This window comes from Fenollaria massiliensis (genome assembly GCF_023347705.1).
Lineage (GTDB): Bacteria > Bacillota > Clostridia > Tissierellales > Peptoniphilaceae > Fenollaria > Fenollaria massiliensis.
Map to the genome: position 1 here is coordinate 1,470,880 of NZ_CP096649.1, position 18,687 is coordinate 1,489,566.

Consider the following 18,687-nt stretch of genomic DNA (forward strand, 5'->3'; position numbering starts at 1 on the left):
ACTCCTATTAATTATATTATACCACAAAACAATTTACATATAAAGAGATAGGCTCTAACACCTATCTCCTCATTCTAATTCATTAATTTCCACGACTCTGCCTTAGCTTTTGCATTTACAAGGTCAGAGTAAAGGCCATTATTTTTAATCAGTTCTTCGTGTTTGCCACGCTCGACTATTTCTCCATCTTTTAAAACTAAAATTTGATCCGCATTTCTAATGGTTTTTAGTCTGTGGGCAATCATAATGACTGTTTTGTTCTTTGTAAGCTCTTCTATAGCTTCTTTTAATTTATCTTCATTTTCTGGGTCTATATTTGCAGTTGCCTCATCAAAGATAATTATATCTGCGTCTTTTAGCATGGCTCTTGCTATGGAGATTCTTTGTTTTTCTCCGCCTGATAGACTTGCTCCACCTTCTCCGATGATAGTGTCATATCCTTCTGGTAAAGCTTCTATAAATTTATGGCACCTTGCCTTCTTTGCAGCTTCTACAACTTCTTCATGGCTTGCATTTTGTTTTCCAAATTTTATATTGTTTTCAATTGTATCTTCAAAGAGATAGACGTCTTGAAATACCATAGAAATTGAATTCATAAGATTTTCTATCTTATAGTCCTTAATATTCTTTCCACCTATTAAAATTTCTCCAGAATTTACATCCCAAAATCTTGCTATGAGATTACAAAATGTTGTCTTACCAGATCCAGATGGGCCAACAATGGCAGTCATGGTATTTTCTTTTATCTCTGCTGATACATTTTTTAAAATTGGTCTATCATCATAAGAGAAAGAAACATTTTTAAATACTATATTGTGATTTTTTATAGGCTTTGAAACTTCTCCTTCTTCCATATCTTCCATATCATTTACATAGGAATAAGAATCTATTGCATTCTCAACCATTCTTAGCATTGCCATAGCAGATCCAGATGCTATAAGCCCATCAAATATTACAAAACTTGCTATAAGTATCATAATAGTATTGACTATTTGACTGTTTTCAACAAAATACAATTTTATTGATATAAACAGCATCAAACAAATTGTTATAGCTATTATGATTTTAGCTAATAAACTATATGGCATTATAGTTTTTTCTAAATCAAAAGAATATTTACTTGCACCATCAAAGCTTTTATCAAGTTTTTTATTGTTACTTCCTCTTAGATTGTATGATTTTATAATTTGCATTCCTTGCAATGTTGATAAGACTTCTTTGGTAAGTGATACCTGAATCTCGTGAATCTTATCTGCATTTTTACTGGACTTTTTTTGCATAAGAGCAACAATCAATAAAAATACAAAAGATCCAACTATTGCTGCAATACCAACCTTATAAGAAAACAAAAATAAGGATAAGATAAAAACAATAGCATTAAGCATACCACCAAAAACCATAATATACAAAGTTGGGACCCAAGTTTCTACATTATCTAAGTTAGTAGTCGCAATAGTTGTTAAATTTCCTAAACTTAGACTTGAGAAGAATCCCATGGGAACTTTTTTTATTTTTTCACCTAATTCAATTCTCTTGTGTCCAGCCATAAAATATCCAGCATGTGTTTGTTTGAGCATAGAGAAATTTTTTGAAATAATTACTCCAGCTATACTAATTAATAAAAGTAAACTTGATATTCCTATTGTTTTGAAACTTATATCCTTGTTTACTATCCCAAAAATCGCATAATAAATTGCTGCAAATTGTAAAGCATTAAAAATAGAACCGAAAAAATTAGCAAATATTGATTTTTTTATATACACTTGTTCTTCATTAGAAAAATTCCATACCTTTTTAAAAACACTAAGCATCTTTTTCTCCTTTCAAAGCAGTTACCCAAAGATCGTGATAATCTTTTGATTCCTTCAAAAGCTTTTCATGACTTCCTTTACATGCAAGTTCTCCATTTTTAATTACAAATATATTATCTACATCGGTTATTGTCTTTAAACGATGGGCAATTATAATTAGAGTTTTCCCTTTGACCAGTTCTGATATTGCATCTTGAATCAAGGCTTCATTTTCAGGATCGATATAAGAGGTAGCCTCGTCTAAAATAACTATTGGAGCATTCTTTATCATAGCTCTTGCAATTGATATTCTTTGCCTTTCTCCTCCAGATAAATGTTTACCGGCTTCTCCTACTCTCGTATCATATCCATCTGACAGCTTCATTATAAAATCATGGCAGGCTGATTTCTTACATACTTCAATTATTTCCTCATCACTAGCATTTTTATTTCCTATTCTGATGTTATCTTTAATTGACATATCAAAAAGAAAATTATCTTGTGCTACATAGGAAATAATATTAGATAGCTTTTCAAGGGACATGTCTTTAATATTTACATTTCCTATACTTATAGAACCACTATCTACATCCCAAAATCCTGAAATTAGTTTTGCAATAGTCGACTTTCCCGAACCCGATTCACCTACTAAAGCATTCACAGATCCTTCTTCTATATTTATATTTATATTATTTAGGACTTGCTTATCTTTATCATAAGAAAAATCTACGTTTTTTATCTCTATATTATGATTTTTTATATCTAGATTTGCATTGTTATGAGATAATTCTCTCGCACAAAGTATATTTTTAATCTCTTCGAAAATAGTTGACATTCTTCCAATATCATCCTCAAAAGTCATTACTCTCATAATGTTTTGAATAGTCCCAAAAGAAAGAATGATCAATGTTAAAAATACGCCACCATCTAGTGAACCATTCATACAGAAATATAAACCAAAGGGTATAATTGTCAAAATACCAACTGGAGCAATAGACATACTTATCGCATAGTCTCTTGTATTTTCTCCCATCCAATCGTAATAATAATTTGCCTTTTTATACACATTATCCCTGTATTTTTTGTAAGATTTTTCGCCTTGGTTAAATGTTTTAATAACTTCTATTCCATTTATATATTCAACTACAGAATTATTCATATCTTGGCCAATTTTAACTGCTTGTGGAAACTTTACCTTCATCCTTTTCATAGGCCCTGCCATAAAGAATCCACCAATAACTAATGGAATTAAAGATATTAAACTTAATCTATAATCTAAAATTAACATATAAACAAATAATATTATAGGTCCGACTAAATTAGCTGTCATCTCAGGAATCATATGAGCCAAAGTTGTTTCAGTATTATCAACTTGATTTACAATTATGTCTTTTAACTTACCGGTAGACTCATTCAATATGTCTCCTAGTGGCATATTAAATAATTTTTCCATAAGGCTTTTTCTTATATCTCGTATTATTTGATAGGCTGTTTTATGAGAAATCATGGTTGACAAAAACATAAACACTTCTTTGATTATAAGACATGAAAGTATAAAGAAAATTTTATTTATATAGTAATAAAAATCTTGGCTACCATCAATCAATGATATAATCACCTTACTTAGAATAATATATACAAAAAGATTTGAAATTACTCCAAGTATTGCAAATAACACAGAAATAAAATATGGTGTTTTATTTCTCTTAATGTATTTTTTTAATAGATCCATAAATTTAACTCCTTTCATCATCTTTTTTTCATAACATTTGTAAAATAAGTCTCTATCATTTCAGTTAGATATATCTTATTTTTTGTAAAATTCTCACGCGCATTCAAAATTTCGCAAGCCATCAATCCAGAATTCATGATATTAATCATAAACTCAAACGTCTCATCAGACGGCAACTCTTTAAACAAACTATAAAATAATTCTTTAAATACTTGTATGGACTCTTTTTTTATTTTCACATATAGTTCTTTCAAGTCATCATTTTCTTTTAACTCACATAAAAACATAATATATAGCTTTGCATAATCATTATCTGCAAGTATCTTGTCTATGATCATTCTCGAAAACAAGTGCGGACTTAATATTAAACCTTCATCATTAATTGATTTTTGAATAATATCCTTCCTATTTAGATTACCTTCTACCATAATATCGTATAAAATTTCATAAGTAGAACCATAATGATGATACAATCCGCCTCTGGAAAGCCCAGTCGCTTCCATAATGTCATTCATAACTGTATTTCTAAATCCCTTGTCCAAAAAAACTTTCATAGCTGCCTGTCTAATCTGCTTTTTTCTTTCATCAGCTTCCATTTTCATTTCATAAATCACCTCCATGCCGACACTACTGTCGGTATTATTGTATCAACATTGATAATTATTGTCAATAGCAGTTTTTAGAAAAACAAACAAAAGTCTAATCGTGACAAATTAATCATTTTTATATTGAAATATATATAGATTTAATTAAAAAAAATACCCTCTTTACCGAACAAATAGTAAAGAGAGTATTTATCATACTAAAAATTAAATTATTAATTTTATTTCTTTTTAATGCTCATGCCAATACACATGCCAAGCATCATGCCGACAGATATGCCGATGGCAAGCTCTCCATCCAGCGCTGTCGATACAGCAACACCTAAACAAATGCCTATCGACATGCCCTCAGACATGTAAGTTTCTTCTCCTTCGTCTTTGTCATCGCCTTGCCTTTTCTTAGCAGTGTAAATCATGTAGACCACTACTACACAGACAATGATTAAGGGAAGTATAATTCTTAAAATTTCCATATTTTCATCTCCTATATATCTTACTAATTTTATTCTATCATTTTATCGGAACAATAGCAATGCTTTCATACAAATGCACCTATTCACTCTCTATTCATATAATACTCATCGCAGAACTTATCCCACTTCTCTATGTATTCTTCATGCTCAAGCAATATCAAGTCTTTTGCTGTGTATATATTTCTTTTTCTTGCTTCATCAAAGAAGAAGTCGAAGCCATCGAAGTCTTCGCTAAAATAAGCGTAGACGTGCTTGAAGCCAAGGGTATATGCAAGGTAGAGGCGTGTGTGGCCATCTAGGGATACGTATATATCGTCATGCATCGCAACGGGTATGATCACGTCTTCTTCTCTCGTAACAAAGGTTTTTACTGCTTCTAATTTATCTCTATCGACGAAGAACTGTATTGGCTGGATATTGTCTATATCAAGCTTAAATAGCTCTAGGTCTTTGAACTTCTTCACGGTTTTGCCGCTATCATCATAAAATTTTGTGATATGCTCTGCGTTAAATCGAAACTCGTCTATGACCTCATCGAAATAAGTTTCATCACCTATTATAATAGCCTCGCTCTGTGATATGATTTTAATCTCTATGGGTACATCGCCATCTGCAATGTAGCAGCCATGCTGCTTGAGTGCTTCTTGACTGAAGCGATGGTCGTCGTATGTATTAATTCTAATTATGCTCATTTACTCTCCACCTAAATTTACTCGTTAAATCTATTTTCTAAGTATATAATTTATTTTAACATTTTATCGAAACAATGGCAAGGGTATCGGAATGATGGATATCATTTAACGGAACAATTGACATGAATATGCTAAAGTAGTATAATAACATAAAGAACATTCATAGTATTTATAGGAGGCGTTTTATGTATAAATCTAGACGAATAATTGCTTTTCTTCTTTCTTTGATGCTTATAGTTTTAACAGCTGCTGCTTGCGCGAATAAGGATGAAGACCACTACACAAAGGCTGAGCTTGGAGCGATGGATGCGCATGATTTGTATGAATTATTAAAAAAGAATGGTTTAGAAGCTGGCGCTGACATTAAGGAAATTCTTTCTGACAATGAGCTGGAGGAGTACATCAAAGAGGATTTTGACTTGCTTATAGAGGGTGCTTGCTCAAGAAGTGATAAGGCGTACAAAAATCTGGCTGATGAAGTGGAAAAAGTTTACAAAAAATTTATTAAAGAGTAGTTTTTGCTTAGAAAGCGATATAAAAAAGAGATAGCATCTAAACTATCTCAATCGCAAACTATTTATTTACTTTAAAAACTATAGTGTACATCACTAGTTGACCAGAGCTCCACTTTTCATTAAATACAGGAATAATTTGAACTAGCTCCCAGCCTTCAATTGCCTTTTCCTTGACGATCTTTTTCACTTCGTCAAAAGTGTCAGTTTTGCCAGCCTTTAGGCCGCCTTCAATACTTACGTCAATAAATTCGTACATAATATCCTCCTTCGTTTTATTTTAATTAAATAGTTTAAGTAAAAAAATCATAATTCCAACAATCAATAGAGTGACTGCTACCCATAAAAAAACAACTATAATTTGTTGATATGGCCTTTTTGCTCTTTCTTCAATTTTTTGTATCTCGTCTAATCTTTTGCCTTCGGTAAATGCTACAATCTCCTTGTATGTTTGAATATCATTATCTTTCTTGATTTTCTCAACTTTTAGTGCAAAAAACATAGCGCAAGCCATTAATGCAAAATATGGAATAAATCCATACAAGCCAATGAATTTAAGCATTGGTATCAATGAAATTATTGCTATTAAAAAAATAATCGCCACCATCCAAGAATAGAAGTTCAATTTTTTAACTTCTTCTGAATTAATTTCCTTTTTCATTTGTTCTAGATCTCCTTTAATTAAATTATCAATTGATATTTCAAAAATTTCACTTAGTAATACTATACTATTTATATCAGGATAATTTTTATTGTTTTCCCAATTCGAAATAGTTTGTCTCGTAACATATACTCTTTCTGCAAGTTCTTCCTGAGATAAACCTTTTTCAATTCTGTAATGTTTAATTTGATTGCCAAGTTCCATAAAATCCATACCTCCTTTCATGATAATTATAATTGAGATCTTGTATTATTTCTATCAAAGCTTCTTTACATTTGTATATTTTTTCTGTGTCAAAAGCTTTTTACATTAGCTAAATTGCTGAATTTATTGTGTTCTCTAGATTAAATTCATCACTTAAGATCTCTCCTGCTTCTAGTATAGTGAACTGCTCGTCCCACATGCCTGAGAATAGCTTTTCCAATAAATAGGTGCCGCCATCTACAAAGCCAAGCTTCGCGTCGAGCCAAGCCGCATCTTCCTTGACGGTTTGAACGTAATCCGCTCTTCTGCAATCATTAATTTTTGTATCGATGATGTCGATCTCGTGGTAATACCTCTTCCAGTCCTCGTGGTAGCGCTTTTTCGTCTCTTCGTCCAAGTTTTGTGTAAGCTTATCAAAAATCGCGTGATAATTTTCTTTCATCGGATCTTTTTCGCGTACATATAGGTGGCCTGGCTCTTTTAAATTACTTTTTACTTCATCTGTATTTTGCAAAAGAAGCGATACACATTCATCTATCTTTGGCATAACAAGCCTACATGGAGCCTTGATGTCCTTCCACGATCCGCCGCAATAACCCATCGCGACCAAAATCGTGTCTACGTCCTTCTCCAATGTCATCAGCTTGTGGGTGATGTGATCATGCATCTCTTTTGGATCTCTATGATAAAGACGATTTAAATAAAATACCGGGTAATTTGTTTTAACTTTTCTTTGAGCCTCATCGATGTAGTCTTTTAATGATGAACACCCTAAAATTACTGTTTTTGACATAGTGTCACTTCCCTTTAAGCTAAATACTTTACATATATCTGACAAGGATTATTCTCGTCCCATAATTCCGGAAAAACTTCTAATTCTTTATATCCGACTGCTTTATAAAATTTATTCGTTATGTCGTAGTCATCGTAATGGCCGGACTGAACGGTTTTTACCTGTGTGTAAGTGTAGCCTAAGCTCTTTGCTAAGTCTTCATAGGCCTTATTTAGCTCTCTTCCAGCGCTATGATGATGGAATTTTTTCTTCACGCCAATGACGAAGATCTCTGCACAGTCTGGGCTGCTTGTACCAAGGACGACAAAGCCTACTAGCTCATCATTAAAAAAGCTTGCTAGGAATGGCTTTTCTTGTGACTCTTTAATGTAATTTTCTGTGCTCTCAGGCAAGCCGAACCATTCTGGCAAATCATTAAGCACTTCTCTTGCGATATTTTCTTTTTCTTTTTTATCTATAATTTCTTTTACAATAAATTTCATGCTATAATTAGTCCATTAACCCTTTCATCTGTATTTATATGCTCTACGCCATTTTATAAACTTGCTTATCTATAGAATATTACCACTTTTGAATTTCTCCACTCATCTTAGATGCAAATAGAATATCGTAGATATAAAGCTGGATAGTCAGCATAATCAATATAGTAATAGTCCACAGAATTACTGGTTCATAAAGGCTATATTTGCCTTTTGTCTGAAATTTTCCAATCAATGAATAAGAGAATGATCTACTAAGTAATTCATATACTCCATAACCTAGTACTGCTCCAAAAGTATTCGTAATCAAGTCGTTTATATCTGTAGTCCCAAATCCAAACATTTGAATGATTTCTATAGACAATGAAAATAGAAATCCAAGTAATAAAACTTTGGATAAACTATTATATTGCTCATAGAGTAATGGCAGAAAAATTCCTAATGGAAGAAACAAAATTACGTTTAAAATTGCATCTTTAGGTCCTCTAATCATATCTATAAAAGCTAGTAATGAAAATCTCGGTGAAAAATTTGCTTTTAAACAAACACCTGTTGCAGACAAAACTCCGACAAGATAAAAAGAAAATATTAAAGTCAAAATTATATGTCCTTTTCTTGGCGTATTGCCAAATGATATTAATATTATAAAATATAATATTAATAAGGCCATAATAGGCAGGTATCCACTTATTACGTGATTAAAAATAAATTCTAAATCCATAAAAATTCCTCCCTGTTTATTGTAAACACATTGTATCATGTTTACTTTAACTATATTTTCCTTATATTTCTTTTAATAATTTCAAAGCCAAATACAATTTTCCAAGATCGTGGTTGGCGCTATTAAGTCCCTCTACCTCATAAGAGCTCTCACTTAAAACATCTCCTGCCTCTAGAAAATCATAAAGCTCAAAGCCATAGAAATCACAAGCTGCTTGTACGCCTGCAAGCTCCATCTCTACTGCTATGCAGCCTTCTGACTTTCTCTTTGCGACAAGCCCGCGCGTCTCACGAAGCGCAACGTCTGTAGTCCAGACCTTTCCCTTAGTATATGGAGCTTTTTCCTTGATAAAAAATTCTTCAAGCTTATCATGGTTTTTAATAGCAATGTAGTCCGAAGGAGCCGCATAATAATAAGATGCGCCCTCGCCCCTGTAAGCCTCTGTGGGCAGGATGTACTTGCCAAGAGTCTTTTCTTTGTCAAGGCTGCCACAAGAGCCAAACATAATAAATTTATTCGCACCTGTAAGCCAGTTGACTTCATTACATTGTGATGAAGCAAGTGCCGAGCCCATCATGCTAAGGTAGAAGGCAAATTCTTGACCTTCAAAGTGGCTTTTATATATTGGAATTGAGCCATTCGGTGAGCCTACTTTAGCAATTTCTTGGCACTCAAAATTATCGAGTAAATATTCTACTATCCTTTTTGAAAATATTACCAAGCATTTATCTATTAAATTTTTCTTCTCGCCATAAAAATGTTCTAGGCTTATAATTGGCTCTGTGTCTATATCGTAACTGTCTATAATCATAATTTACCTCTTTCGTTTACACTATACCATTTATATTAAATGGTGTTTTTATAATATTTATTAAATTATTGCCATCAAATACTGTAATTATTAGATTTATAGAATAATTTTAAACTTTAATATACTTAGTTGATCTTCCCTTGCCAACTTGCTTAATTAAGCCACTGTCCTTTAATTCTTTTAATGCCCTTTCTATAGTTCTTTGAGAAATATCTGGGCAAAGCACAACTATATCTGATTTAGATAATGGCTCTAAAGAGTTTGCAAATATCTTCATTACTCTATCTGAAGAAGATAAAGATTTTTCTGATATTAGTTTAAATCTTTCATCGCATTCACTATATGCCTTATATATGACCGAAAGCATATATTTTATAAATGGCAAGTCGTTATTAGTTCCGTCATGCCAATTTTCACTAGAAGCTTGCAATTCTTCATAGTAAATATCTTTCGTCTCTTCGATAATCATTTCTAGTGAAATATATTTTCCTACAAAAAATCCATTTTTGTAAAAAAGCAACAAAGTCAATAACCTTGACATTCTACCATTGCCATCAGCAAATGGATGTATAGCTAAAAAATCATGAATCACAGTTGGTATTAGTAATAATGGTGGAATTTTTAAGCTAAGGGCTTTATTATAAGCCTCAATCATTGCATCAATATACTTTTCTGTTTCAAAAGCTGATACAGGCTGAAATCTAACTTTTTTCTCGCCAAGGGAATTTACTTCAACAATGCTGTTATCCATTGTTTTAAATTTCCCTTTATGCCTTTCTCCAGAATAAGAATAAAGTTTATTGTGTAAGGTCAAAATATTGTTTTTTGTAAATTCAATACTCTCATAGTTTTCATGAATGATGTCAAGAACTTCTCTGTAACCATATATCTCTTCTTCGTTTCTATTCTTAGGCTCGCTTTTTTTGTTCATTAACTTTTCTAGTCTTGTATCATTTGTTGAAATACCTTCTATGGCATTAGATGATTTTGTAGACTGAATTTTCGCTACTTCTACCATTTTATCGAGAACATCAGAAAAATTAGCTACGTATAGCTCCTGTTTTCCCTTATATTCATAGATTTTTGATATTAAATCATACATTTTTGCTGGTATATTTAAATCTAACAGTTTTGAATAATCAAATTCTCTCATACAGCTTCACCACCTTCCTCGCCATTATATCACAAATGGCGTATATAAATCAATAGTGGCGAGGTTATTTTCGCCAATTTAATTGATTTGGATATGATAAATCCAAAATGGCGAAATTAAAATACAAGCAATCTTAGATCGGAACAATTAATAATTATGTTAAATGGTGTTTTTATAATATTTATTAAATTATTTATATCAAATCCTGTAATTATTAAAAGGATCAAAACAGGATATAAGTAGTAGAATAGATCTATAGCTCTCAATTGTTTTTGTAAAACTTTTTTCAATAAAACTACAAGATTGATTGCAATTAATATAAAGTGAGCTAAAAGCAGTAGAGCAAATATTAAATCTATAAGTCTACTTTGAGTGTTTTTCACAAGATGTATATCATAGATATAATTAAATTTTTCTTCAAATTTAATAAATAATGCTATGAAAGATATTATAAGTAAATGTGAAATTAAAGTAATTATTCTAAGCTTTTTATAGTTTTTCATTTTAACACCTCAAATTTGATAGAAATAAAATTAATATTAGTACATCCATCCATTAAACTCTTTCATCTGTAATTATATGCTCTACTCCATTATGCTTCGACCTAAGATAGTTTTTCATAAATGTCGGGTATGCTTTGCATTTATCAAGCTCATCTATCGGCACCCAATGCATTGTCTCTTTAGCGCCTGACTCTGTAGTGCTTTGGCTCGTAAAATTTCTTTTGCCCATGGGCTTCATCATATAGTAGAATGTAAGCTCATGAAAGTCTACTCCTTTTAAGCCAGAGCTTCCGATGAAGAAGTTCTCATGTATCACGGCAAGGTGATCGACCTCGTAATTAAATCCTGTCTCTTCAAATACTTCTCTCTTCACGGCTTCTTCTGATGTCTCACCCATGTGAACCGCTCCGCCAACCGAGTAGTAATAGTCATCCTCATCATTTCTTGCAAGCAAAACGCAGCCCTCTTCGACTATGATGGCTGCCGATCTATATCTAAATGCTTTTTTATCGTTAATAATAGCGCAATTATTTTCCATAATTTTCTCCTTTATATACTTTCAAGTCTCACAACGCTCTCGTCTAAATCCTGTTTCCTTCTCTTATAATGCTTATCTTCAACATCTAAATTATCTATTTCCTCAATTAACTTAAACTTTGTAGAATGACTCTTCCTCAATTCCTTTTGGTAATTATCTATTTCTTTTTCTATTTCAGAGGTGTCCACCTTCATGTTGATTTTTGCTTGCATCATAGAAGCAAATTTCGGATTACTTACAATCTTGACAATTACCTCTGCAACAGCATCATCTAACAATTCTTCTCTAATTTGCTTAGTGAATGTACACTTATGACCTCTTATCATCTGCCTATGTTTACAACCATAGTAATAAAAAGTCTTTATACTTTGTGCCATCTTTCTTTTTCTTGATACACTTGTTCCCAAACATTCCCACTCCACATATCGGGCATTTTACAATTCCAGAAAGCATGTGTGTGCGTGTATCTTTTCCTTTATTCACATGCTCATATTTCTTTGCTTGAGATTTTAGCATAACCTGAGCAGCTTGCCAAACTTCATCGGAAACTATAGCTTCATGTATCCCTTCAGATATTAGATATTCATCTTGTTCAACCTGCTTATATTCATTTCTTGTACCATGAACTTTTTCTAAAGTTCTTCTTCCAAATGCTATTTTTCCATTATATACAGGATTCTTTAATATCTTTCTTATAAGACCTGCATCAAACAAAGGATTCTTACCATTCTGTCTTGGGATTTTTCTAATTCCATGATTCCCTAAGTATTTAGATAGCCCATTGGCTCCTATCGTAGTATTTACATACTGGTCGAAAATCGTTCTTATTGCAACTGCCTCTTCCTCATTTATAAACAGCTTGCCATCTTCAAGTTTATATCCATACGGAGCAAAGCCACCATTCCATTTTCCTTCCCTTGCTTTTTGAATGCGACCTTACATTGTTTGAATACGGATGTTTTCTCTTTCTATTTCAGCCACAGCTGATAAAACAGAAATCATTAGTTTCCCAGCATCTTTAGATGAATCAATGCCATCTTCAACGCAGATAAGATTAACTCCATAATCCTGCATTATCTGAAGTGTAGAAAGAACATCAGCGGCATTTCTTGCAAATCTTGATAACTTAAACACAAGAACAAAAGACACTCCATCTTTTCCAGATTTTATATCTTCCATCATGCGAGTGAACTGTATTCTTCCCTCAATATAACTTTTCTATATCATATATAAACTTTGATTTTTGAATTTAAGTTTGGACTATCATTTCAAGTATATTATAACACTTTTATTAGTCCATCTCAATTTGTGTTTTTGCCATGTCAAAATTATTTTTCATCTCTTGATTTTTTACTGGCGTTGGATCGGGCAGATTATCTAAATCTAAAACACCAGCATATTTTGTAATCAGATTTGCAATTAAATCAGCCAGTCCATTCCAGTCACTATCCACAGACACCACTCCTTCCTTTACAAACTTTCTATAATCAAAATATGTTTTCTTCTATATTTTAAGTTTAACGACTTTGGTAGGTGCTTAGCAGCAACATAGGAATCTCACCTCCGCCTCTTATTCCAGACGAGCCGGCTTAAACTATTGAAGTATCATTATCACTACTTGTTTCATCGAACAGGTTGCCACATCTGTTTTTATGTATTCTTATTTATCGCTCGCTTTCTTGTTTCCTTGATTTCTCAGTATTCATAAAACCAAAATTTCTTTCAGCAGAAAGGTCATGGCGTAAGTCATAATCATCCACAAGTAGATAAAGTCCTACCTTTGGTCTACTCAGTTGTCAAGGAACAATTATTTGAAAGGGACTTTTCTTTGTATTCTTTTCATTTGAAATAGGCAATCTTCACTATCATCAATAAAATACAGGAAGTCAAACTTCCCTTCACTTTACATAAGGACAGATTGACCCCCCCCTTGCTTACCAAATTTTTTAATTTATTTGATAAATTTTTTCGGTTTTCCATTAATTTTGTTTTTTATAATTTAAAAATCACGATATAAAAGCGACTAAGTTATTTTATTCTTAATCGCTTCAAAAATTATCTATATGTGCTTTACAAAGCTTTTTAATTCTTAAATGTCGGTTGCTTTTAATCGTTTACTTTTTTTTACAATCTCCAGCTTGCAGCTCGCTCTCTTGCCTTGATAAATGCTGAATAAATTCCTTCTCTATTTATCAAATCGTTATGTTCGCCTTCTTGAACCAATTTACCGTCATCAATCACTAGTATCTGATCGGCTTTTTTCACAGTTGAAAGTCTGTGAGCTATCGAAACTACAGTGTGTCCTTTGGACAATTCCTCAACCGCGGCCAAAATCTCATATTCATTTTCAGGATCAACGGAGCTTGTCGCTTCATCTAAAAGAATAATAGGTGCATTTTTAAGTAATGCTCTAGCAATAGAAATTCGTTGTTTTTCACCACCGGAAAGAGAACTGCCACCCTCACCTACCATGGTGTTATAGCCATCAGGAAGTTCCATAATAAAATTATGGCAACGAGCCTTTTTAGCAGCTTCCACTACTTCTTCATGACTTGCCTTAGGATTTGCAAAGCGAATATTATTCTCTATAGTATCTTGAAAAAGATAAACATTTTGGAAAACAAGTGAAAGATTTTTCAGTAAACTTTCTACTTTATAATCTCGTATATCTCTATTTCCTAATCTTATTTCACCACTGTCAACATCATAAAAACGAGAGATCAAATTGATTATTGTCGTTTTTCCGGATCCTGACGGTCCTACGATAGCTGTCTTTGACCCTTGTGGAATAGTAAATGAAAGGTCTTTTAAAACAGGCTTCCCTTTGTCGTAACTAAAGCTCACCTTATCAAAGACGATATCCTGATTTTCCATAACTTCCAAAGTCCCGTCACTTATTTCAGGAATATCTAAAACCTCATCCAAATATTGCATATTGGCAGGATTCTTAACCATGAGGATGGCTGCATTTTCAAGTTGTTTTAAACCGCCAAAAATCATAAAGCCGGCAGCTGAAACAGTAAGCGCTTGTGGTAATAAAACTTCCCCTTTCGTATAAAGATAACAAGAAAATAATGTAACAAGTAAACTCGAAAGATTAATAACAGTAGAAAAAATTCTTGCATAAATAACAAAGACGATTTCAAAATGTACTTGAGAGAGTCTAAGTTCTTCAGAAGCATTTTTCAATTTAGAATGTATTTCTTCAACAACACCTTCATCTGCAAACGGAAAACTGCGAAGCACAGGAATCCCGCTAATGCTATCGACTAACGCATCACCCACCTTTGTAATAGCTGCATGCTCACGTGCAACCTCTTTTTTTGCTTGATTAATCATAAGAGACATGCATAACCAAATAAGAATTAAACAAATTAAAGTTAAAAATCCAATTTTAGTATTTACACCGAACATCCCAACCAACAGAAAAAAGGATATTGAAATGCCTGAAACAGCAAAGTCGATACTCATTGCAGAGTAATTTTCAAGACTCTTCATAACATTGGTAAATGCCGCCATAATTCTTGATAGGCTTTGTTCTGCAAAATATCCCATAGGCGCCTTTTTAAGTTTTTCGCCAACTGCAAGTCTGTAGTCTTTGAAAATGCCAAAGAAAACACCGTCACTAAGACCACTTTTCGCCCAGCCTGTCAAAAAATTAAAAAGAAAGGAAGCAAAAAGCACTCCGAAAATTGTCCAAATATGCTCCCATGTAGTTTCATTCATCCAACCGAATGCAAGAAAGAGAGCGAAAAATCCAAACAGCATTGAAGCATTTTGCAGAAAAATAAGAAAAATTCCTGCCTTAAGACGATTTTTATACTGTCCTGCCAGTTTGAATGATAATCTTATAAACTCCATGTCTTATTCCTCCCCTAAATATTGTTTCCACAGGCTTGCATAAAGTGGCTCTTCCATCAGTTCTTCATGTTTACCCTTGGCTATAATTTGACCTTTATCGATTAGAATTATTTGGTGTGCCTGCTTGATTGTATTTAACCTATGAGCAACCATCACAAGATTTTTCCCCTTTACTAGATTCGATATTGCTTCTTGGATTAGAGCTTCGTTTTCAGGATCGGCATAAGCTGTCGCCTCATCCAAAATAATGGTTGATGCAGGTTTCAAAATTGCTCTGGCAAGAGTTATTCTCTGTCTTTCACCGCCCGACATTGCTCCTCCTGCTTCTCCTGCTTTTGTATCATACCCTTTAGGAAGTGCCGTAATAAAGTCATGGCAATGAGCAGCTTTTGCTGCCGCAATAATTTCATCTTCGGATGCATTAGGCTTTCCAAGACGAATATTATCTCTAATACTTACATCGAAAAGAAAATTATCTTGTGAAACGTAAGAAATCTCTTCAGCAAGCTGTTTAAATGAAATATTCTTTGTATCAACATTACCAATGGAAATTTTACCCGATGACTGATCCCAAAATCCTGCTAAAAGCTTTGCAATTGTAGATTTTCCGCCACCTGAAGGTCCGACAAGTGCAGTCACTTCTCCGGGGCTTGTTTCAAAAGAAATATTATGCAATACCTCAGTTCCGTCATGATAAGAAAAACTTACATTATCAAATTTTATTCCCTTGCCCCTATCTATAGTAACTTTATTTTCTGCATTAGGACGTTTTTGATCAGGCATATCAAGTAATTCTTGTATGGATACCCAAGTATTGGAAGCCATCTGAAAAAGTTCAAAGCTCATCATGATTGCAAAAGCTTGTGGAAGGATAGCAATTGGCAGAATAAGTGATAAAAGCAATGTTTCAATGCCTATTTGCCCGTTCCCATATAAATAGAAAGCTAAAGGTAAGCTCACTATCTGTGGTGTCATCATTGCAGCCGTCATAAGTGCTTTGCCAAACCAACTTTGCTTCCACCATTTCATCGTTGAAAAATGATAGAATTTTACCGCATCTGCAAACTTTCCATACGAAACTTTGTCTTGTGCAAATGCTTTGATTACAGGAATTCCACGAACATACTCCGCACTTCTGTCGGCAACATTAGCATAACTTGATAGCCACACCGCCATTCTACTACGGTATTTATACATCATTGTAATCATCGCTAAAAAAACAATTGGTAGCGGCACAAATATTGATAATCCTATACGCCAATCTAAATAAAACAAAATAACTGTGCAGAGTATCGGATGCAAAAGCCTACTAGGTAGTTCAGGCATCAAATGGGCTACCCAGTCTTCCATATCTGCTACTCGATCCATGATAATTACCTTAATTTTACCTACAGGATTATCCACCAAGTACCCCATTGGAATTACCTTTAATTTTTCAAACAAAGTCTGTCTAAGTTTTGCAAGTATGGAAAAAGAGGTTTTATGTGAAATGATTGTACTGAATCCTGTAAATATAAAGTAAAGGAGCAGTGATCCTATTGCAAAAAAAGCATATTTCATTAACGCATGAAAGCCGACTGGATTACCCCCGGCATTTTTTATAAGCCATCCTGCTGCATAAGCACTAAAAAAATAGGTAGAAAAACTAAAAAGCTCTCCAATGCAGGCAAAAATAACAGAAATTCGCATCCTACCCTTATACTCAGGTGCTACACTCATAAGTGCTTTATTTAAACCACCCATACTGATTTTAGGTTTTTTTTCGCTTTGCTCTACATCACTTTCGATTCGCTGCATAATCTCATCAGGAACATCCAAGTTTAAACTCTCTACCTCTTTTATTAAATTTTTATTTTGCTTGAGTTTCTTGCTGTCCGAAGCAGAGCAAATCAACTCATCATTTTTTTTCTTCATTAACTCATCTCCTTTTCAGTTAGCTTATACTAACTATTAGTTTAAAAAAAATTACCTTATTTTACCTTTTTCATAACTATCAATAAACAGCTTTATTATTTCTATAAAAAACTCTCTATTATTTATAAAGCTATCCCTTGCCCCATCTAAGATTTCACAACCTAGTATAACTGTATTCATAAAAAATATTAAAAAGTCATTTGTGAGATATTCGCACCCATCTTTCTTTGCAACTTTAACTCCTATATATGCAGCCTTTAAGGATTCTTCGACCAAAATTGGGAACAAATTCTTTAGGTCATCATTGTTTTTCGTAGCCTGAAGATATATGGCATATACGCTCATGAGTTCACTTTCATCAAGTACTTTATCGACAATCATATGTGCTACAGCGTTAGCATCTAGCTCTCCCGAATACTCTGCCAGAACTTCATTAATCTTGTCGACTCGATAAGCCATACCTTCTCGCATTAAATCATGTAATATCTCAACTTTATTTTTGTAATGGTAATACACACCTCCTCGAGAAAGCGAGGTTTCAACAATAATATCTTCCATTACCGTGTCAGCAAAACCCTTCCTTAAAAAAACCTTTTTAGCTGCATTTAATATTTCTTTTTTTCTGATTTGACTGGCTTTCTGTTTTTTCCCTTCCAAAATATATACCTCTCTTTGTAAACAAAACTGACAAAACTGTCAGTTTTATTGTAGCATAATTTTAAGTTAGTGTCAACTAATTTTTTCGGAATACACTTTATAGTGATTTGTAATATGAAATGCAACAAATAAATAAAATAATCCATGGCTAATCTGATAAAGTGTTACTAACCACAAAAACACAAAGTAGAAGCCATGGATTAAGTATGATGAGAATCCCACGGTCCATTCAGATCGTGGATGTCACTACCGTTGGCCGAGTTGGATTCAGCGTATGGATGAGGCGGGCCTTACTCGCTCCATGTCTAAAAAAGGCTGTACTGGCGACAATGCTGCTTGTGAAGGCTTTTTTTGGAAGACTAAAAAAAGAGATGTTTTACAATAAGGATTGGCCAGGAGTCAACATATTTGAATTCATGCAGGAGCTTAATGATTATATTTCTAGGTATAATGAAGAGCGTATTAAAACGTCATTGGGAAATCTTAGTCCTGTAGAGTATAGGAGAAAACTTGGATTTGCTGCATAAAAACTGTCCAAATTTTTGTCCGCACCCCCGTACCTTTTTTAAATTTTATTCGTTTATTTCACCA

The 18,687-nt window shown here is 33.2% G+C and carries 22 protein-coding genes and 1 pseudogene; 2 read left to right on the plus strand and 21 right to left on the minus strand.

Annotated features, from left to right (window positions below; all coding sequences use genetic code 11):
- Positions 1–74: 74 nt before the first annotated feature.
- The 5 genes from M1R53_RS07030 to M1R53_RS07050 form a co-directional block, all read right to left on the minus strand.
- A complete protein-coding gene (locus M1R53_RS07030) occupies positions 75–1,811 on the minus strand; it encodes an ABC transporter ATP-binding protein (RefSeq protein WP_249242519.1) in 1,737 nt (578 codons plus the stop codon).
- Positions 1,804–3,522 carry an ABC transporter ATP-binding protein gene (locus M1R53_RS07035; RefSeq protein ID WP_249242520.1) on the minus strand — a complete coding sequence of 573 codons (1,719 nt, stop codon included), beginning with the start codon at positions 3,520–3,522 and terminating at the stop codon, positions 1,804–1,806. Before M1R53_RS07035 ends, M1R53_RS07030 begins: the two co-directional genes overlap by 8 nt.
- Before the next feature lie 17 nt (positions 3,523–3,539).
- Entirely contained in the window at positions 3,540–4,124 is a 585-nt protein-coding gene (locus M1R53_RS07040; protein ID WP_106018445.1) for a TetR/AcrR family transcriptional regulator, read from the minus strand.
- A gap of 221 nt (positions 4,125–4,345) precedes the next feature.
- Positions 4,346–4,597 carry a glycine zipper domain-containing protein gene (locus M1R53_RS07045; protein ID WP_249242521.1) on the minus strand — a complete coding sequence of 84 codons (252 nt, stop codon included), beginning with the start codon at positions 4,595–4,597 and terminating at the stop codon, positions 4,346–4,348.
- Between the two features lie 83 nt (positions 4,598–4,680).
- Complete coding sequence (locus M1R53_RS07050) at positions 4,681–5,289, minus strand: hypothetical protein (RefSeq protein ID WP_249242522.1); 609 nt, start codon at positions 5,287–5,289, stop codon at positions 4,681–4,683.
- A 185-nt stretch (positions 5,290–5,474) separates the two neighbouring features.
- Between M1R53_RS07050 and M1R53_RS07055 the strand changes: the two genes are divergently transcribed.
- Positions 5,475–5,804, plus strand: coding sequence for a hypothetical protein (locus M1R53_RS07055; protein ID WP_249242523.1), 330 nt, complete (start codon positions 5,475–5,477; stop codon positions 5,802–5,804).
- A 58-nt stretch (positions 5,805–5,862) separates the two neighbouring features.
- Here the strand turns inward: M1R53_RS07055 and M1R53_RS07060 are convergent, their stop codons facing one another.
- From M1R53_RS07060 to M1R53_RS07125, 16 genes are all read right to left on the minus strand, one after another.
- Positions 5,863–6,060, minus strand: coding sequence for a DUF4177 domain-containing protein (locus M1R53_RS07060; protein WP_249242524.1), 198 nt, complete (start codon positions 6,058–6,060; stop codon positions 5,863–5,865).
- Positions 6,061–6,081: 21 nt separating this feature from the next.
- Entirely contained in the window at positions 6,082–6,675 is a 594-nt protein-coding gene (locus tag M1R53_RS07065) for a helix-turn-helix domain-containing protein (protein ID WP_346428861.1), read from the minus strand.
- A gap of 100 nt (positions 6,676–6,775) precedes the next feature.
- On the minus strand, positions 6,776–7,459 hold the full coding sequence (locus M1R53_RS07070; RefSeq protein ID WP_249242525.1) for a DUF1638 domain-containing protein: 684 nt from the start codon (positions 7,457–7,459) through the stop codon (positions 6,776–6,778).
- A 14-nt stretch (positions 7,460–7,473) separates the two neighbouring features.
- Entirely contained in the window at positions 7,474–7,941 is a 468-nt protein-coding gene (locus tag M1R53_RS07075) for a GNAT family N-acetyltransferase (RefSeq protein ID WP_249242526.1), read from the minus strand.
- A gap of 79 nt (positions 7,942–8,020) precedes the next feature.
- Complete coding sequence (locus M1R53_RS07080; protein ID WP_249242527.1) at positions 8,021–8,659, minus strand: VanZ family protein; 639 nt, start codon at positions 8,657–8,659, stop codon at positions 8,021–8,023.
- A gap of 61 nt (positions 8,660–8,720) precedes the next feature.
- The gene (locus M1R53_RS07085) at positions 8,721–9,470 is read right to left on the minus strand and encodes a nucleoside phosphorylase (RefSeq protein ID WP_249242528.1); all 750 of its coding nucleotides are present in this window, start codon (positions 9,468–9,470) and stop codon (positions 8,721–8,723) included.
- Positions 9,471–9,579: 109 nt separating this feature from the next.
- Positions 9,580–10,623, minus strand: a complete 1,044-nt coding sequence (locus tag M1R53_RS07090) for a Fic family protein (protein ID WP_249242529.1) — start codon at positions 10,621–10,623, stop codon at positions 9,580–9,582.
- Between the two features lie 116 nt (positions 10,624–10,739).
- The gene (locus M1R53_RS07095; protein ID WP_249242530.1) at positions 10,740–11,126 is read right to left on the minus strand and encodes a hypothetical protein; all 387 of its coding nucleotides are present in this window, start codon (positions 11,124–11,126) and stop codon (positions 10,740–10,742) included.
- Positions 11,127–11,178: 52 nt separating this feature from the next.
- A complete protein-coding gene (locus M1R53_RS07100; RefSeq protein WP_249242531.1) occupies positions 11,179–11,664 on the minus strand; it encodes an NUDIX hydrolase in 486 nt (161 codons plus the stop codon).
- Between the two features lie 11 nt (positions 11,665–11,675).
- Positions 11,676–11,942 (minus strand): hypothetical protein, encoded by a 267-nt coding sequence (locus M1R53_RS07595; RefSeq protein WP_346428862.1) that lies wholly within the window; start codon positions 11,940–11,942, stop codon positions 11,676–11,678.
- Between the two features lie 58 nt (positions 11,943–12,000).
- Positions 12,001–12,594: a recombinase family protein gene (locus tag M1R53_RS07600; RefSeq protein WP_346428877.1), complete on the minus strand. Its 594-nt coding sequence runs from the start codon at positions 12,592–12,594 to the stop codon at positions 12,001–12,003.
- Positions 12,595–12,600: 6 nt separating this feature from the next.
- Entirely contained in the window at positions 12,601–12,846 is a 246-nt protein-coding gene (locus M1R53_RS07605; RefSeq protein WP_346428863.1) for a recombinase family protein, read from the minus strand.
- Between the two features lie 109 nt (positions 12,847–12,955).
- Complete coding sequence (locus M1R53_RS07110) at positions 12,956–13,117, minus strand: hypothetical protein (RefSeq protein WP_106018427.1); 162 nt, start codon at positions 13,115–13,117, stop codon at positions 12,956–12,958.
- 671 nt (positions 13,118–13,788) lie between these two features.
- On the minus strand, positions 13,789–15,525 hold the full coding sequence (locus M1R53_RS07115) for an ABC transporter ATP-binding protein (RefSeq protein WP_106018426.1): 1,737 nt from the start codon (positions 15,523–15,525) through the stop codon (positions 13,789–13,791).
- Positions 15,526–15,528: 3 nt separating this feature from the next.
- The gene (locus M1R53_RS07120) at positions 15,529–17,439 is read right to left on the minus strand and encodes an ABC transporter ATP-binding protein (protein ID WP_106018425.1); all 1,911 of its coding nucleotides are present in this window, start codon (positions 17,437–17,439) and stop codon (positions 15,529–15,531) included.
- Positions 17,440–17,490: 51 nt separating this feature from the next.
- The gene (locus M1R53_RS07125; protein WP_019214797.1) at positions 17,491–18,096 is read right to left on the minus strand and encodes a TetR/AcrR family transcriptional regulator; all 606 of its coding nucleotides are present in this window, start codon (positions 18,094–18,096) and stop codon (positions 17,491–17,493) included.
- Positions 18,097–18,304: 208 nt separating this feature from the next.
- Between M1R53_RS07125 and M1R53_RS07130 the strand changes: the two are divergent.
- Positions 18,305–18,623 (plus strand): annotated as a pseudogene (locus tag M1R53_RS07130) (IS3 family transposase); the annotation flags it as partial.
- Positions 18,624–18,687 lie beyond the last annotated feature (64 nt).

What these genes read in the sequence shown, in the direction of transcription:
- M1R53_RS07030 (WP_249242519.1), bottom strand. Translation starts at nt 1,811, where the DNA reads ATGCTTAGTGTTTTTAAAAAGGTATGGAATTTTTCTAATGAAGAACAA.
- M1R53_RS07080 (WP_249242527.1), bottom strand. Translation starts at nt 8,659, where the DNA reads ATGGATTTAGAATTTATTTTTAATCACGTAATAAGTGGATACCTGCCT.
- M1R53_RS07060 (WP_249242524.1), bottom strand. Translation starts at nt 6,060, where the DNA reads ATGTACGAATTTATTGACGTAAGTATTGAAGGCGGCCTAAAGGCTGGC.
- M1R53_RS07075 (WP_249242526.1), bottom strand. Translation starts at nt 7,941, where the DNA reads ATGAAATTTATTGTAAAAGAAATTATAGATAAAAAAGAAAAAGAAAAT.
- M1R53_RS07605 (WP_346428863.1), bottom strand. Translation starts at nt 12,846, where the DNA reads ATGATGGAAGATATAAAATCTGGAAAAGATGGAGTGTCTTTTGTTCTT.
- M1R53_RS07100 (WP_249242531.1), bottom strand. Translation starts at nt 11,664, where the DNA reads ATGGAAAATAATTGCGCTATTATTAACGATAAAAAAGCATTTAGATAT.
- M1R53_RS07050 (WP_249242522.1), bottom strand. Translation starts at nt 5,289, where the DNA reads ATGAGCATAATTAGAATTAATACATACGACGACCATCGCTTCAGTCAA.
- M1R53_RS07065 (WP_346428861.1), bottom strand. Translation starts at nt 6,675, where the DNA reads ATGGATTTTATGGAACTTGGCAATCAAATTAAACATTACAGAATTGAA.
- M1R53_RS07115 (WP_106018426.1), bottom strand. Translation starts at nt 15,525, where the DNA reads ATGGAGTTTATAAGATTATCATTCAAACTGGCAGGACAGTATAAAAAT.
- M1R53_RS07040 (WP_106018445.1), bottom strand. Translation starts at nt 4,124, where the DNA reads ATGAAAATGGAAGCTGATGAAAGAAAAAAGCAGATTAGACAGGCAGCT.
- M1R53_RS07035 (WP_249242520.1), bottom strand. Translation starts at nt 3,522, where the DNA reads ATGGATCTATTAAAAAAATACATTAAGAGAAATAAAACACCATATTTT.
- M1R53_RS07095 (WP_249242530.1), bottom strand. Translation starts at nt 11,126, where the DNA reads ATGAAAAACTATAAAAAGCTTAGAATAATTACTTTAATTTCACATTTA.
- M1R53_RS07120 (WP_106018425.1), bottom strand. Translation starts at nt 17,439, where the DNA reads ATGAAGAAAAAAAATGATGAGTTGATTTGCTCTGCTTCGGACAGCAAG.
- M1R53_RS07070 (WP_249242525.1), bottom strand. Translation starts at nt 7,459, where the DNA reads ATGTCAAAAACAGTAATTTTAGGGTGTTCATCATTAAAAGACTACATC.
- M1R53_RS07055 (WP_249242523.1), top strand. Translation starts at nt 5,475, where the DNA reads ATGTATAAATCTAGACGAATAATTGCTTTTCTTCTTTCTTTGATGCTT.
- M1R53_RS07090 (WP_249242529.1), bottom strand. Translation starts at nt 10,623, where the DNA reads ATGAGAGAATTTGATTATTCAAAACTGTTAGATTTAAATATACCAGCA.
- M1R53_RS07085 (WP_249242528.1), bottom strand. Translation starts at nt 9,470, where the DNA reads ATGATTATAGACAGTTACGATATAGACACAGAGCCAATTATAAGCCTA.
- M1R53_RS07045 (WP_249242521.1), bottom strand. Translation starts at nt 4,597, where the DNA reads ATGGAAATTTTAAGAATTATACTTCCCTTAATCATTGTCTGTGTAGTA.